The organism is Pseudomonas sp. Irchel s3a10 (genome assembly GCF_900187525.1).
GTDB classification, from domain to species: domain Bacteria; phylum Pseudomonadota; class Gammaproteobacteria; order Pseudomonadales; family Pseudomonadaceae; genus Aquipseudomonas; species Aquipseudomonas koreensis_G.
In genome coordinates, this window is sequence record NZ_FYDR01000003.1 from 555,459 (window position 1) to 571,804 (window position 16,346).

Sequence of the window (16,346 nt, forward strand, 5' to 3'; positions counted from 1 at the left end):
CCATGCCTTGAGCCAATTAAAAACAATAATAAAACCAAAAGCAGACCAACTTAAAAACTTCTTAAGCACTATTTAAACTTAAACATCAAGATCATCTCTAAGTTATCAATCATGATTAACCGCGCATAATTTCCTGAGCTTTAAGTGTGGGAGCGGGCTTGCTCGCGAATACGGTATGTCAGATAAATTGATTGCTGACACTGCGCATTCGCGAGCAAGCCCGCTCCCACCGGGACGCATTGCAGCCTGAATCGAAGCTAGGCTGCATTGAAAGGAGGGGCGAATTGCGGTCAGAGTTTTTGGCCATATCGATCCCCTTTTGGCCTTTCCTGCCGTTCTCCGATTCGTCGCGCGCCGCAACACTGGGGGCAACCGAATCAGCCCCCTGCGGAGAACAACAAATGCTGACGATCTACTCGGACGATCACCACCTGCACCACGGCCGCTGCGAACTCATCGACGGCCAGCTCAAGCCGTGTTTCGAAATGCCGTCGCGCGCCGACCACGTGCTGCAACGGGTACAGCACCAGAACCTCGGCCCGGTAGAAGCGCCAAAGGATTTTGGCCTCGAACCGATCGCGCGCATCCACAGCCGCGATTACCTCGACTTCTTCAAAGGTGCGTGGGCACGCTGGACCGAATTCAACACCGACGGCGACCTGCTGCCCTACACCTGGCCCGCCCGCACTCTGCGGCAGATCAAACCGACCAGCCTGCACGGCCAGCTCGGCTACTACAGCTTCGACGGCGGCGCGCCGATCACCGCCGGCACCTGGCAAGCAGCCTACAGTGCAGCGCAAGTGGCGCTGACTGCCCAAGCGGAAATCCAGCGCGGTGCACGCAGTGCGTTCGCCCTGTGCCGGCCACCGGGACACCACGCCGCCAGCGACTTGATGGGCGGTTATTGCTACCTGAACAACGCCGCCATTGCCGCTCAGGCATTCCTCGATGCCGGCCACAAGAAGGTCGCGATCCTCGACGTCGACTACCACCACGGCAACGGCACTCAGTCGATTTTCTACGAGCGCAGCGACGTGCTGTTCACCTCGATCCACGGCCATCCGGAAGCCGAGTTTCCATTCTTCCTCGGCTATGACGATGAACGCGGTGAAGGGGCCGGTGAAGGCTTCAACTTCAACTATCCGCTGCCGGCCGGTTCCGGCTGGGATGTGTGGAGCGCGGCATTGGAACAGGCCTGCAACGAGATCGACAGCTACGGTGCCGACATCATCGTCGTGTCGCTGGGCGTCGACACCTTCAAGGACGATCCGATCTCGCAGTTCAAGCTCGACAGTCCGGATTACCTGGCCATGGGCAAACGCATCGCCGCCCTCGGCAAACCGACGCTGTTCGTCATGGAAGGTGGCTACGCGGTGGAGGAAATCGGCATCAACGCGGTAAACGTGCTCGAAGGGTTCGAACAATGAACCGACTCAAGCACTGCATTGCGCCAGCCCTGTGCGCCGCGCTGCTCAGCGTCGGCGTCCACGCTGAAGAACGCACCCTGCGCGTCTACAACTGGTTCGACTACATCACGCCCAAAGCGCTGGAAGACTTCAAGGCGCAGAACACCCAGACCAGACTGGTCTACGACATCTTCGACACCAATGAAGCGCTGGAAGCCAAACTGCTGACCGGCAACTCCGGCTATGACGTGGTGGTGCCGTCAAACGTGTTCCTCGCCAAGCAGATCGAGGCCGGGGTGTTCCAGCCGCTGGATCGCAGCAAGCTGCCGAACTGGAATCACCTCGATCCGAAACTGATGAAGCTGATCGAGGCCAACGACCCGGGCAACAAATTTGCCGTGCCGTACATGTACGGCACGATCCTGATCGGCTTCAATCCGGCCAAGGTCAAAGCCGCACTGGGAGATAACGCGCCGGTGGACAGCTGGGACCTGATCTTCAAGGAGGAGAACATCAGCAAGCTCAAGCAGTGCGGCGTTGCCCTGCTCGACTCGCCGTCGGAGATTCTGCCGCTGGCCCTGCAACACCTGGGTCTGGACCCCAACAGCAAAAATCCGGCGGACTATGCCAAGGCCGAAGCGCTGCTGATGAAGATCCGGCCGTACGTGACCTACTTCCATTCGTCCAAGTACATGGCCGACATCGCCAACGGTGACATCTGCGTCGCGGTCGGTTATTCCGGCAGTTTCTCGCAGGCGGCCAACCGCGCCAAGGAAGCGAAGAACGGTGTGGTGGTCGACATGCGCCTGCCCAAGGAAGGCGCACCGATCTGGTTCGACATGCTCGCCATTCCCAAGGGCGCGAAGAACACCGAGGACGCCTACACCTTCATCAACTACCTGCTGCAACCGGCGGTGATCGCGCCGGTCAGCGACTTCGTCGGGTATCCGAACCCGAACAAGGACGCCACCCAACTGGTCGATCCGGCGATCCGCAACAACCCCAACCTGTACCCGACCGATGCGGCAATGGGCACGCTCTACACCCTGCAACCACTGCCGCGGGATGCCGAGCGGGCACGCACCCGGGCCTGGACCAAGATCAAGTCCGGTACCTGAGCCGACGCTGACGACGAGACCCGCCGCCGTGCGGGTCTTTTTTTGTCTGCGATATCTATCTACCACCCTCCGCGCTCAGCCCGTCACTACCTTGCAACGCATCGCCCACCGCCTCTTTCGCGGTGCCTGCTGTTCTGACCAAGGATGTGACCATGCCAGAAACCCTCAACTCTCCCGCCGACCACAAGCTGCCGGACGATCAAGACGCCCTGCTTACCCAACTGGTCGCCGGCCCCTCAATCAGGGAAGTCGCCACCCGCGCCCTGCAACCGGCACTGAAAACGCTATACCCCAAGTTACAGATCGACCCGCGACTGGCAATGGTGGTGACACCTGGCTGGACCTTGCGTGACCAGCGTGTCGTCCCCGGGCCGCGACACTTCGAATCGCTGACCGATGCGCTGGTGCGTCATGGCGTCGCCAACAAGCCAGTGACCTACCTGGATGGCGAGCACTACCTCACCTTGCATCCTGCGCACGAGACACCGGTACAACTGCCCGTCAACATCGAGGCTATCGCCAGGCTGCTCAATGAACTGGCGCCGCTGCTGTTTGTTGCCTTCGAGGAACAACAGGTCGATTACTGGAACCAGTTCACCCGCGCCTCCGCCCCGCGCTGGCAGGGATTGTCCAGGTCCCTGCGCGAACTGTGGAACGTCGGGACGAACCCGGCGTGGGACGACGACCAGCGCGCCATGGCCCGGAGTCTTTTCGACCATCCGCAAAAAACTAGCCGCAGTACCGATGATCGCTATCAGTCCCGCGCCTGCCTGATCGATCTGGACACCACGCGCGATGGCACTTCCACTCACCTGCACGTCCTCGACATGGCCGTACTGATCGGCACGCTCGGCAGCCGCACGCTGATTCTCACCCACACCATCACTCGTGGTTTCCAGGCCTTCGATACCCTGCAGGAACTGGGTGCCTCACTGCAGACCCAGACGGAGGGACCGCCGCCTGCAACCCTGCAATGGCGGCTGATCGAACCTGACGGTGACTACTTCGATCATCTGGCTTGCAATCTGATCGCCCTGCAGGCCGACGCGATTGGCGCGCTGGCAAACGAACCGGCGACAACCAATCTGACGCCCCACGTCAGCCGCACGACCAACGAACTCGATCCCACGGACAAGCAGTCGTCTTCACGCTTCAACCTGGTCGAGCAAGCGTTGCCAGAGTGGATGGTCGACGCCTCGCCCAGCGACCTGACTGCCTACAGCCGTCATCTGATGGATCTGGCGCAGGTGCAAAGTCAGAACGCCGAGCAGTCCTTTGACGACGGCATCAAACCGATTCGCGAGTTCGCGCTGGAGCAACTGGAGGCGGCCCTGCTCAAGGAGCATCCCGAAGCCACTGAACTGAATCTGGCCGAGATTCGCATCGTGGTCGACAGCGTGGTGGTGTGGGGCAGTTTCACACCGTTGCTGGAGCCCGAACGCAGCACCTTCAGCCTGGTCGATCTGGCGCTGCAGAATCTGATTGCCTTGCCGCTGGGCAACAAGACCGTGAGCAGTATCGGCAGCACTGCGGTGCCGGCATGGATGACGGCTGATTATCTGGAGAGGTTGATCGTCAGTGTCGACATCGGCCAGACCTATCCTGCGCTGATCAGGCAAAAACTGCGCGATGACCCACTGGAAAGTCTGCGACGGCAGAACCTGTTCACCAGCCGGCTGCGTGTCGAATTGCCGTTACTGGCCTTGCAGCAGAAGATTCGCGCACAGGGCGGGGTCGACGAGGCGGGCTATCGCTATGTCGCGGCCGTGGTTCAATTGCTGGACGACAATCGCCGGGTGGACGGTCAGGAGATCGTCATTCGACCGCTGGCCTTCAATCCCGCGTGGCGCCCGGGGGCGACCACCGATGAAGTGGCCAACATGTTCGTGATCGGCCCCCGACAGATGGACAAGGGACCCTGCCTGCTGTACCGGCCGCTGTCCGATCATGCCTTGCTCCAGTACCCGTCGCCGGCCAACCTGGTGTACGCCATCAAGCATTCACCGACATTGCGTCAGTCGGTCCTCGCCTGGTTGCCGGACAGTACGCGCGCCAACTATGCCAATTACGTATTCAGCGATGATCGACCCTCGGTATGGTCGCTCTCACAACTGCTCGCCGATCCACTGACTTCCTTGCAGATGAGCGGCACGCTGACCTTGGGAACAGCAGTCATCGCTACCGATTACCTGGCTTTTCTGTTCAAGGCCAACGTCAGTGCAATGGTCGAACTGGCGAATCGGCAATCGGTGTCCAATAGCGAAAGTCGCTGGGAGAGCTTCAAGCATGCGAGCTGGATGATCCTCAGCGCCGCACTGCCGTTTTTCGGTCGAACCGTCGGTACCGCCGCCTGGATCTGGCAGGTGCTGGACGATCTGCAACAAACCTTCGATGCCGCTGCCACAGGCGACACCGGGCAGCAGAAAACCGCGATGACCGATCTGTTGCTGACCCTGGCCATGGTGCTCGCCCATCACGCCAGCACCCGTAACGCGACGTCTCGGGACATCACTGAAAAGACGTCGGTGACCGTCGAGACCGAGCCCAAGGAGCCGGTGCCACTAACGCCAGTGAACATCGTGCAACGCCCTGATGTGATCGGTGAGTATCCGGCGCAACACCAGACTTCGCTGATGACCGACACCGCCCTGAGCCTGACCCAAACCCTGGATCGCTTTGCCGTTACGCGCCCCGATGCACTCACCCCGCTCGCCAGCGACGCCGGCCGTTATCGTCACCTCTATCGACATGCCAGCGGATACTACGCACCGGTGGGTGAGCGCTGGTTCGAAGTGGCGGTCGCCGACACCGGTGAGGTTTCGATCATCAATTCGCAGCGACAGTCCGGACGTCAGGGCCCGGGCTTGATCCGCAATCGGCGGGGCGAGTGGTTCGTCGACACTCGCCTGCGTCTGCGCGGCGGTGGTCTGTCGAGTCGGCGCAAGGCCAAACGACGGGAAAACAATGAACGCATCGCCGAACTCAAGAAACAACTGACCGAGTTCGATAACACGCGCGAGCAGGCCCGCGCAGAGCTGACAGCCGCTCACACCGCCATGACTGCGGCCAGCGACGACACTCTGGTGGCGCAGCAGACAACGTTTCTTGCAGCACTTGAACGCCGCACCGAGGAATACGCGGCGCCCATCGACCAGCTGAAATCGTTGAACCTGCTCGAGACCGTGCCCCATTTCCGCACCGCCATGACCGAGATGCTCGGTACCCAGTTGTTCTTCAACCAGACATGGCTCGCTCAACGTGATCCCCTCTTCGCCAGAACCCTCAAGGAAACCCTGGTGCTGCTTGAGGCCGAAGAAACGGCCGCAGGCACCGGTGACCCCGTCACCTACCGCAGAATGTACGATTTGACCGAGGGCATGATCAGCAAGATCGAGTTTGCCCAGTCACGTTTCCAGGAGTTGAGCCGACTGGGCAAACGTGCCGCTGAAGTCGCCAATACCTATCGCGCAAAGCTGCCTGCGTTCAGTCTCAATGATCTCAAGGCACTTCAGGTGTCGCTGGCTCGCGACATCTGCCTGAAAGAGCAGGCTTCGCCAGCGCTGACTCAGGCGCAAGGCGATCTGGTACGTCTGCTCGACACAACCAACCTGGTGATCCAGACCTCACAGGAACTGCTGCTCGACCACACCAGCCTGGGGGCCAACGAGCGGATCGAAGGCCTCAACGGCATGCTCGAACAGTATGCCGCCATCGATCAGTCGTTCGAGGATTTCGCCCTCAACCACAAGGATGTGCTGCTTGACGAGCCCTTCAGCCATACGCGTAAACGAATCAACGAGTTCCAGCGCCAGACCGAAGAGCACCTGGCGCAGTTGCTCCTCGAACACCGGCCGGTGGAGCCTCGGCCCGGTCCTTCAAGGCCAGCGCCAGCCTCACGTAAACGGATTATCAAAACCCGCTTCAAGGGCACAGTGGTCGGCGAGTTGCGCTCCTCGGCGCCAGGGCAACCAGTCCTGCTGGACGTGAAAGCGCCCATGACCGGGAACGTCATCGCCACCTTTCACGAGAAAACGCCCGGTGTCTGGGTCGAACGCATTCAGCCCGGACGGCGCCGCCCGCCAGCTCCGGCGCAGGATCTCGCCACCCAGATCAGCCAGGGCCAGACGCTGCTCGATGGCGTGGAAAGCTTCATTCGGCAAACCGAAGCCCATGCCAAAAAACCTGGTCGGATTCCCGTCGAGATCGAAGAGCAGTTCCAGCGCAAGGCCGAACAGCTCGACGAAAGCGCGAAAAGCCTTGAACAGGCACGGCTGCGGGCGAACAGCACCGAGGAGCCGCCAGCCCTGATCGCCCAATTGAACCAGGCGTGTGAACGCCTGTACGCCGAGGGCTACCGGATACGGGTCGAGATGACCAAGCAACAACCGCCAACCGCTGCCCGGGTCGAATGGTTATTGCACAAGGATGAGATCGACATTGTGTCTGGCGGTGCCCGGCGTCGCCTCAAAGGCCCGCGCAGGGATTATCTGCAGGAGTACGAAATTCGCGAGCGGCGCACCGGCAAGGCGTTGTGGTACGCGCACTTCCATTACAACAGCCTCGATGCGCCGGCCGACGCCTTCACCGCCGCCCATTTGAAACTGCAGGAGCAACGACGGATGGCCGGCGCCTTCGACCTGGACTCAGCCACCAGCAGCCCGCAAATCATCGCCATCTATCGCAGCGCGATCGGCCCGCAGCTGGCGCGTTCGCTGTTTTTCTCATAAGCCCCAAACGTCAAAAAGGACAATGACAATGACTGAGCATTCAGCGAACACCGAAACCCATGCATTGCTGCAAAAGAGCCAGATCGTCCATCAGACCAGTCGCGGTCCCACGGTCGATGAAGTCGCCAGCGCAGTGCTGCGCCAGGCGCTCGAAGCGCTGTATCCACAACAAGATATCGATCCCGAGCAGGCCATGATCGGCACGCCACAATGGCAATGGCTGAACGCTGAGCGGGTGGCCTTGCCGACCCGATTTGAATCACTGACAGAGGCACTCATCCGGCAATTTTTCAACGGCTCCAGCGCCAACTATCTCGAGGGTGAACACTTTCTGACCTTGAACCACCGAGCCACGCCAGTGGTGCATATGGATGTCGATATCGAGGCCATTGCCGATCTGCTCAACGATTATTCGCCTCTGTTGTTTGTCGCCTTCGCCGAGCGACAGCTGGATTACTGGAACAGCACCCGACGCCAATTGCCGCGCTGGCAAGAGCTCTCCGATGCCCTGCGCGACGCCCTGAACGTCCATAACGCCGAGGGCTGGGACGATGAGCAGTGTCTGGTCGCCCGGGCGGTGTCGCGGCGCCCGGACAAACAGGAGCGCCAGCGTCACGACAAAACACTGTCGGACATCCGGGTGTGCCTGATCGACATCGACTCCGTCGATGCTCAAGGCGATGCCCGGCACCTGATTCTGGGCGGCGCCGCGGTGATTTTCGGACGCTATGGCCTGCGCGATCTGGTCATGATGTACACCGTGGAAGATGGTTACGAGACATTCGACTCTCTGCAGCAACTGGGTGAATCACTGCCGCAGCGTATCGAACTGTTACCGGCCGGACAGAATCTGCAGTGGCAGTTGTTTGAACCCGAGGGCAATTTTTTCGACCACATGGCTTGGGTCCTGATTGCCAACCAGCTCGATGCCATTCGGGCAATCACCCGGCAGAGTCTCGACGAGGAAAGCGAGGACGGTACCTCCTTCCCGCCCCTGATCGAGCGAGCCAGCGAACCGCAGAAAAATACCCTCATCGACCTCGATGATTCGATACCCGACTGGCTGCTCGACGCTTCGGCTTCCGAGCTCGATCAATACAGCCAATCGATCAATGCGCTGGGCCAGTTGTACCGGCAGGCAGACAAGGCGCTGTTGCCAATCCCGCCGATCGATACGTATGCGCACAATTGCATGCGTGAGGCGATCATCGCCGATCAGCCATCGGCGGCCGGGCTGCCTTTGGACAAATTGCAAATCCGCATCACCAACAGCTTCGAATCGGGAGGCGTGACACTGCCCGATCCGCATGACACCCATATCGAAACCCTGGGCGAGTACGCCTTGCAAAACCGCACGCCGTATCTGGCGACGCTGCAATTCGACCCGCCGCAAGCGCTGCCGCAGTGGCTGACTGTCGCCTACCTGACGAAGATGGCAAACAAGATCGACATGGGTGAGGTCTACCCCGGCTTGATCAGGGACAGACTGATCAACGATCCGCTGCAGGCCCCCCTGCAGCAGCGCTTTTACATCCGCCAGTTGCACGCAGTGCTGCCGCTGATTGCACTGGAATCCAAGCTGCGACGCCTCGGCGGCGTGGATGAGCAGGGTTATCGCTGCGTTCAGGAGTGGCTCAAACCGACACCCGGTCATCCACACACTGTGGTCATTCGTCCGCTGACGTTTATCCATGCCGGGGAGACTGCTGGCGATGTTGTCACCGACATGTTCATCATTGCCCCGCGCCAGCCTGGAGCCGGGCCATGCCTGCTGTATCGTCCGTTGCTTGAGCAGCCATTGCTGCAATTCCCTTCAACGCAAAACCTGCTGTACGCCATCCATCAGCCAGGCGAATTGAGGGATTCGGTGCTCGCGTGGCTGGCGGATTCGCAAACCAGTTTCAAATATGCCCAATACACCTTCCCCATCGGTCTGCCCAGTTCGTGGCTGGGCGCGCAATTGCTCGCCGAACCCTGGACCAGCGTCAAGTGGGCCGGGCCGGTCGGGCTTGCCTCCACGGCACTGACTGGCGAGGTGTTCCCGGTGCTGTTCAAGACCCATGCACTGGCGATGGCCGAACTCGCCGACCGACAGTCGTTGTCCAATGCGCAACGCCGCTGGACCTTGCTGCGAGACAGTGGGTGGGCGTTGTTCAACGTTGCCGCGAACTTTCTCTGCGGTCCGGCAGGCGCGGCGATCTGGGTCTGGCAAAGCATCAGCGAAATCGATCAGGTCGTGGATGCCCACAATCGTGGCGATACCCACGCGCAGTGGAGCGCCGTCGCCGATATGTTGCTGAACCTGGGCATGATCCTGGCCCATCATGCGGCCACACAACGCACAACCGGCCCCCGCACAGCGTTGCGCAGCGAAGGCGCAAGCGAAATCGAAAGCGAAGGACTGCCCCGGATCCAGGTCCCCCCTGTACAAACGCCTGTCCCACCCACGGTTACACACGTCACCGCGCTGTTGAGTGACCAACTCCCGGCCAGCCATTACTCCTCGCTTGAGGCCTACGGCTCGGTGCCCCGGCGCTCGCCCGGTGCCTTGGCAACGTTTCTGAATACTCTGGCCGTGCCGGCTCCCGACCTCACGGCAGCCGCCGTGGAAACCCTGCTGCGCGGCAAGGCGACCCTGTATCGCCTCGCTACCAGCACCTATGCGCAGGCGGGCGATCGCTGGTTCCGCGTGATTGAAAACGATGACCAGCAGGTGCAAATCGTTGATCCGCAGACACCGTCAAAAACCGGCCCGCTGCTGATTCACAACCAGCAAGGCCAATGGTTCGTGGATACCCGACTGCGTCTGCGCGGTGGCGCCGGGGGCACCAGCCTGCAAAGTCAGCTCAAGGCCCAGCGCAAGGAAAAGGAAATCCAGAGGAACCAGCTCGGGGCGGCTCTGGAAGCATTCAGAAATCAGGAAGCCGTCGGCAACGCAGCTCTGGAGCAAGCCCAGTCAGCCATGCTTGGCGCCTCCGGAGAAGCCCACCAAGAGGCGACCCGGCGTTACCTTGAACAGGTCGAAAAGCTGATCGGGGATTACGACGAGGCCCTGAAAATACTTGGCCAATGGCGCCTCAAAGGGGGGAGCGACGGCTATTTCGTCGAATTGCAGCGTATGACCACTTTGCTGCAAAAAAACCTCAGCCTCTGGTTCGTTCTCAAACGCAACGCATACGCGGTATTGACCCGTAAATTGGCTCGGCACACGGTCATCGATACCCCGGCCGCGCTGCAAAGTTACAACGAGGAACTGCACCAGGCCCTGGCGTTGAGCCAGGACATGATCGCCCGCCTGCAGCTGTCCCGTACCTCCTTGGAAACTCTCGACACCATCGGCAGCGCAGGCATGACCACCGCACAACGCTTGCGCCAACTGCTCCCGGCGTTTAACCAGTGGGATCTGAAGTCCAATGCCATCGGCATGTCTCACGAGTTGTGCATGCAGGAAACTGCCACCGAAGCGGCGCGGGAAGCCACCGGTTGGCTGATAATCGAAGCCGCCACCGCCACACATCGCCACGCTGCCCTGATCAGGAAACCCGACAACGGCGACAGCACTGCGCTGCGCATTGATCGTCTGAGCCGACTGATTGATGTCTATGTCGATGCCGATCAGCGTCTGGGGGACTTGCCAGGCGAATACCCGGGCATGGTGGTCGCGGCAGAACTGGCGCGGCTAAGGAGCCTGCTCGGCGAATTCAGACAACTGGCGCAGGAGCAACTGAGCGAACTGCTGCCGGAAACCGGAGCAAGCAGCACGCCGGTCACACCAGGCCCCTCTGTCGCAGGACCGTCCCGGCCGGTTGGCAAGGTCACCAAGAGCCGGCCTCGTGACCCTGCGCCCGCCAAACCTGCAGCCGCCAGCGAATCGCCTCTGGAAGAAATGCTTCCCGTCAGACCCTCCGCCTCCCCGACGACGCACGTGGGCGACATCGAGTTCATTGCCGATGCCCTGACCCAGAATGAGCGAGTGCAGGCGTTCATTGACCGGACCCGTCGTGACGCACTGAAGCCCAACCGTATACCGGCAGACATGCAGGATCTGTTCGATCAGCAGGCGCGGCGACTGGAACAGATTGCAGTCAGCGTCGAACAGGCGCAGGCACGCATTGTCGCCTCCGGCGGCACGCGGTTGCCGGTGGGCAATTTGAGTGCGGAACTCAACAGTGCGGCGATCCGGTTACGCGCTCAAGGCATCGCCGTGCGCGCCAGTCTGCTCAAGGATCGCCAGCCTCGACAAGCCTATTTGCAATGGTTGCTGGACAATCATCAGGTCCGGATCGTCAGGAACACCAAAGGCCGGATCAAGACCAAAAAGCGCCAGGATTACTTTCAGGAGTATCAGATACTCGACAGCACCCAGCATGATCAGCCGTTATGGCTCGCGCATTTTCACTACGACTCGCCCGAAGCCGCACCGGAACAATTCACCGCGGCGCACCTGAAAATCGCCGATGCGCATTTGAAGACCCTCAGCGCAGAACGTCGACAGGCCCTGACTGCTCTGACACCCATCGACTATGTGCTGCGCCGGATTGGCGATCCGAGCCTGTTCCTGCAGCTCGAAACATAACCGTGATACCACCGTCGGGCGCATCGATCTGCGCCCGCTTCAGAGGGTGTGCCACACGGTTCGCAAACGCTCGAGCGCCGCTTCGATTGCTCGCTCAGGCACCGCGGCAAAGCCCAGCACCAGTCCGGCGCGCTGGTCGACCGGGGTCGTGGAATCAGGCAGCCAATAACTGCTCAGACCATTGATCTCGACGTCGACGCTACGCGCCAGTTCGATCAGTTGGCTTTCACGCGCCACACTGGCAACCGGCACGGTCAGGTGCAGCCCGGCGGCAACGCCGGGCAACTGGCCGACGCCCGGAATATTCTGCGGCCAGCCGCCGAGCAAGACATTGCGTCGGCTCAGCGCCGCGCGGCGCATGCGTCGGATGTGCCGCTGGAAATGCCCGGCGGCCATGAACTCGGCCATCACCGCCTGGGTACTGACTTCGGAATGACGCACATCCACCGCACGCCTTCGAGCAAAAGCCTCCACCAGCCCCGGCGGCAGCACCAGATACCCCAGGCGCAACGCCGGGAACACGACCTTGCCGAACGTGCCGACATACAGCACTCGCCCCTGTCGATCGAGGGCGGCCAAAGGCGCCAGCGGAGCGCCGCTGTAGCGATACTCGCCATCGTAATCATCCTCGACGATCCAGCCCTGCGTGCGCTCGGCCCAGGCCAGCAATTCGAGGCGACGGGCCAGACTCATCACCACCCCCGTGGGGTACTGGTGGGAGGGCGTGACATAGGTGAGGCGGCAATCGGTCAGTCCCGCCAGTTGCTGGCAGTCGATACCCTCACTGTCCACCGCCACCCCGTGCAGCCGGGCACCGGCCACAGCGAAGGCATGACCGGCCGCTCGATACCCGGGATTTTCAATCGCTACGCCGTCGCCCGGCTCTACCAGCAACTGTGCACAAAGGCTAATGCCCTGCTGTGCGCCACTGGTGATCACAATTTGCTCAGCCGTGCACTGCATGCCCCGGGAGCTGCGCAAATAGGCCGCGATCATCCCGCGCAACCGCGCATCGCCCGCCGGGTCGCCGTAACAAAGCTGCTGCAAATCCGGCTTGCGCCAGAAAGCCGCGTTCAGCTTGGCCCAGACGTCAAACGGGAACAGATCGAAGGCTGGAACGCCGACCCGAAAAGCACGCGGCGGACCACTGGGCGGCAGGGACAGATGATTGTTTTCAACCCGCTGCAACGCGTCGCTGTGGATAACTTTACTGGATGGAACCACAGGTAAATCCAGCCAATTTGTGGATAAGGCTGTGGGTAAGCCTGTTGAAAACCCTGTGGATACTTTTGTGGATAGTTTTTTCGTGGGCAATGCGCTTTGCGGCAATTGCGCCACATACGTGCCGTCCCCGACGCGGCCTTCGATGAAGCCTTCGGCGTACAACTGATCGTAGGCGCGCACCACGCTGTTGCGGGAAATCGCCAATGCCGCCGCCAGATCACGGCTGGCCGGCAGCCGCGTGCCACTGGCCAGCCGCCCGTCCAGCACCCGCAGACGCAGCGCCTGATAGAGCTGGCGGCTCAAACCCTGACGGCGGTCGAGCTCGATACCGGCCGGATTGAACGGCATGGACAGCATGGGCGATTCGGGCATGACAATGGACCTATGAAAATGGTCTTCAATGGCTCTTACAACAGACCAATAGCCTGCCTAGGATGCAGGCATTCGCCAAGGAAAATCTCTCCATGTACACGCCCCGCGCCTTTGCCATCGACGAACTGTCGCAACTGCACGAACTGATCCTCGCCACCCGTCTCGCGATTCTGGTGAGTCATGGTGAAAACGGCCTGCAGGCCAGCCATGTGCCAGTGCTGCTGCACCGCGAACAGGGCCAGAACGGCACGCTGTACGGGCACTTGGCCAAAGCCAATCCGCAGTGGAAAGACCTGCGTGACGGCGCTGAAGCGATGCTGATTTTTGCCGGCCCCGACGCCTACGTCAGCCCGGGGTTTTACCCGAGCAAGGCCGAGCACGGCAAAGTCGTGCCGACCTGGAACTACGTCGCCGTGCACGCCTATGGCCACGCCGAAACCTTCAGCGACGGCGGGCGCCTGCTTGACATCGTCAGCACCCTGACCGATCGCCATGAAGCCGGTCGCGCGCAACCGTGGAAGGTCGACGACGCACCGGCCGACTATATCGACGGCATGCTCAAGGCCATCGTCGGTTTCGCCATTCCCATCGACCGCCTCGAAGGCAAGCGCAAGCTCAGCCAGAACCGCAGCGCCGAAGACATTGCCGGCGTGCGCGAAGGCCTGGCTGCCAGCCCCGACATCGCCGACCGAACCCTCGCCCACTTGATGCGTTAAGGAAATCAGCATGAGTCAGATCCAGATCCGCCCGGTGACCGCCGGTGATCACGCCGCCTGGCTGCCGTTGTGGCAGGCCTACCTGCGCTTCTACAACAGCGAGTTGCCGGACGCCGTCACGCACAGCACCTGGCAGCGTTTCCTCGACCCGAGCGAGCCGACCCACGCAGCTCTCGCCTGGGCCGACGGTAAAGCAGTGGGCATGGTGCATTTCATCTATCACCGCTCCAATTGGAGCATCGAAAACTCCTGCTACCTGCAGGATCTGCTGGTGGCGCCGGAGACCCGTGGCACCGGCGTCGGTCGCTTGCTGATCGAACACGTCTACGCCACCGCCAGGGCCGACGGTTGCTGCAAAGTGCATTGGTTGACCCACGAAACCAATGCCACCGCGATCCAGCTCTACGAGCGCATCGCCGAGCGCCCGGGATTCATCCAGTTTCGCAAAGCCATTTAAGGAGCCGCGTACATGACCACTTCACTTGCCGACTGGAAAGGCGTCCCCGCCCCCACTGCGACCTTGCTCGAAGGCCGGTTCATCCGCCTGGAACGCCTCGACCCGGCGCGCCACGGCGACGAGTTGTTCAACGCCCTCGAAGGCCCCGGCGCCGACCCGAAGCTGTGGGATTACTTGCCCTATGGGCCGTTCCCCGAGCGCAGCGTTTTCAATGACTGGTTGAACAACCACGCGGCCAGCAGCGATCCGTATTTCTTCAGCGTGATCGACCGCGTCACGGGCGAGGTGCAAGGCATTCTGAGCCTGATGTCGATCGTCCCGGCGCAGGGGCGCATCGAGATCGGCCACGTCACCTTCGGTGCGCCGATGCAACGTTCACCAAAGAGTACCGAAGCGGTTTACCTGTTGGCCAAATACGCCTTCGAACAGGGCTATCGTCGCCTGGAGTGGAAGTGCAACAACGGCAACGCCCGCTCCAAATACGCCGCCGAACGCCTGGGCTTCAGCTTCGAAGGCGTGTTCCGCCAGCACATGGTGGTCAAGGGCCAGAACCGCGATACCGCGTGGTATTCGATTGTGGATTCGGAGTGGCCGGCGATTGCGGCAGGGTTCGAGCAGTGGTTGAGCGATGCCAACCAGACGCCGACCGGGCAGCTCAAAGGTTTGGTCGAGTGCCGTAGTTAAATCGTCAAAGCAAAAGATCGTCCGATCGCGGCCCGAACCTGCGGCAACTCCTACAGGGTGAACGTCAATCCCATGTAGGGGCTGCCGCAGGCTGCGATCTTTTGATCTGTTGTTTACCCCAGTTTCTGCGCCAGCACCGCAATGTGTTCCGGCCCGATCCCGCAGCAACCGCCCAAGTGACTGGCACCACGCAGCTGCCAATCCTTCGCCCAATGCAGATACCCCGGCGGATCCAGATCGTCGCGCAGCGGATCGAGGCCGTCGTTGGCCGTCGCCTCTTTCGGTTGCGGTGGAAACGCATTGGCATACGCGCCGATTTGAATCTGCACGCCCAAACGCTCAAAGGTATCGCGCGCCGCATCAATCGCCGCACCGATCACTTCCGGCTGGCTGCAGTTGAACAGCAGCGTCTCGACGCCCAATTCCGCCGCCACCGCCGCTGCTTCGGCCACCGGTTCGCCGGAACGCAGACGCGGCACCTCGTCGGTGTCTTCATCCTTCAAAGTAAACGACAGCCAGAACGGTTTGCCGTCCTGCGGCAGACCGGCGCGAATGGAACGCGCCTCGATGATCGAGCTCTGGGTTTCCGCCAGCCACAGGTCGACATGTGGCGCCAGGCCGGTCACCAGTGGCGTCAGCAATTCGTTCACCCGCGCCGCTTCGAACAGATCCGGGCGATAGGAGCCGAACAGCGGCGGCAACGAACCGGCCACTCGCACCGCTTTACCCGATGCCCGCACCGCACGCTGTGCCAGTTCTCCGGCCAACGCCGCCAGTGCCTGACCTTCAGCGGCAAACCGCGCCTCGCCAATATGAAACGGCACGACCGCATAGCTGTTGCTGGTGATCACATTGGCGCCGCTGGCGATGTAGGCCGCGTGCACCGCTTCGACCGCTTGCGGTGCTTCGATCAGGGCCAGCGCCGACCACTCGGGCTGCCGAAACGGCGCCCCGGCGCGTTGCAACTCACGGCCCATGCCGCCATCGAGAATTACCGTGCTTGCTGTGCCCATATGCTTTTCGCTCATATGCTTATGAAAATTACTCACTACCAGAGTAGTTCTTA

General features: G+C 61.2%; 9 protein-coding genes. 7 read left to right on the forward strand and 2 right to left on the reverse strand.

Annotation, left to right across the window (positions count from 1 at the left end):
* The first annotated feature begins 401 nt into the window (after window positions 1-401).
* From CKW11_RS12535 to CKW11_RS12550, 4 genes are all read left to right on the forward strand, one after another.
* A complete protein-coding gene (locus CKW11_RS12535; protein ID WP_095137748.1) occupies window positions 402-1,427 on the forward strand; it encodes a histone deacetylase family protein in 1,026 nt (341 codons plus the stop codon).
* Window positions 1,424-2,524 (forward strand): polyamine ABC transporter substrate-binding protein, encoded by a 1,101-nt coding sequence (locus tag CKW11_RS12540; RefSeq protein ID WP_095137749.1) that lies wholly within the window; start codon window positions 1,424-1,426, stop codon window positions 2,522-2,524. The genes CKW11_RS12535 and CKW11_RS12540 overlap by 4 nt, the downstream gene beginning before the upstream one ends.
* A 152-nt stretch (window positions 2,525-2,676) precedes the next feature.
* Window positions 2,677-7,251, forward strand: a complete 4,575-nt coding sequence (locus CKW11_RS12545) for a hypothetical protein (protein ID WP_095137750.1) — start codon at window positions 2,677-2,679, stop codon at window positions 7,249-7,251.
* Window positions 7,252-7,279: 28 nt separating this feature from the next.
* On the forward strand, window positions 7,280-11,827 hold the full coding sequence (locus CKW11_RS12550) for a hypothetical protein (protein ID WP_095137751.1): 4,548 nt from the start codon (window positions 7,280-7,282) through the stop codon (window positions 11,825-11,827).
* Between the two features lie 39 nt (window positions 11,828-11,866).
* On the opposite strand, the gene CKW11_RS12555 is transcribed toward CKW11_RS12550, so the two are convergent.
* Complete coding sequence (locus CKW11_RS12555; protein ID WP_095137752.1) at window positions 11,867-13,423, reverse strand: PLP-dependent aminotransferase family protein; 1,557 nt, start codon at window positions 13,421-13,423, stop codon at window positions 11,867-11,869.
* Between the two features lie 92 nt (window positions 13,424-13,515).
* Between CKW11_RS12555 and CKW11_RS12560 the strand changes: the two genes are divergently transcribed.
* Genes CKW11_RS12560 through CKW11_RS12570 form a run of 3 tightly spaced genes read left to right on the forward strand, consistent with a single transcriptional unit; the run spans window position 13,516 to window position 15,280 of the window.
* On the forward strand, window positions 13,516-14,139 hold the full coding sequence (locus CKW11_RS12560; RefSeq protein ID WP_095137753.1) for an FMN-binding negative transcriptional regulator: 624 nt from the start codon (window positions 13,516-13,518) through the stop codon (window positions 14,137-14,139).
* Between the two features lie 10 nt (window positions 14,140-14,149).
* A complete protein-coding gene (locus CKW11_RS12565) occupies window positions 14,150-14,596 on the forward strand; it encodes a GNAT family N-acetyltransferase (protein ID WP_095137754.1) in 447 nt (148 codons plus the stop codon).
* Between the two features lie 12 nt (window positions 14,597-14,608).
* Window positions 14,609-15,280 carry a GNAT family N-acetyltransferase gene (locus CKW11_RS12570; protein WP_095137755.1) on the forward strand — a complete coding sequence of 224 codons (672 nt, stop codon included), beginning with the start codon at window positions 14,609-14,611 and terminating at the stop codon, window positions 15,278-15,280.
* 113 nt (window positions 15,281-15,393) lie between these two features.
* Here CKW11_RS12570 and CKW11_RS12575 read toward each other — a convergent pair whose 3' ends face one another.
* Window positions 15,394-16,293, reverse strand: a complete 900-nt coding sequence (locus tag CKW11_RS12575) for a homocysteine S-methyltransferase family protein (protein ID WP_095137756.1) — start codon at window positions 16,291-16,293, stop codon at window positions 15,394-15,396.
* Window positions 16,294-16,346 lie beyond the last annotated feature (53 nt).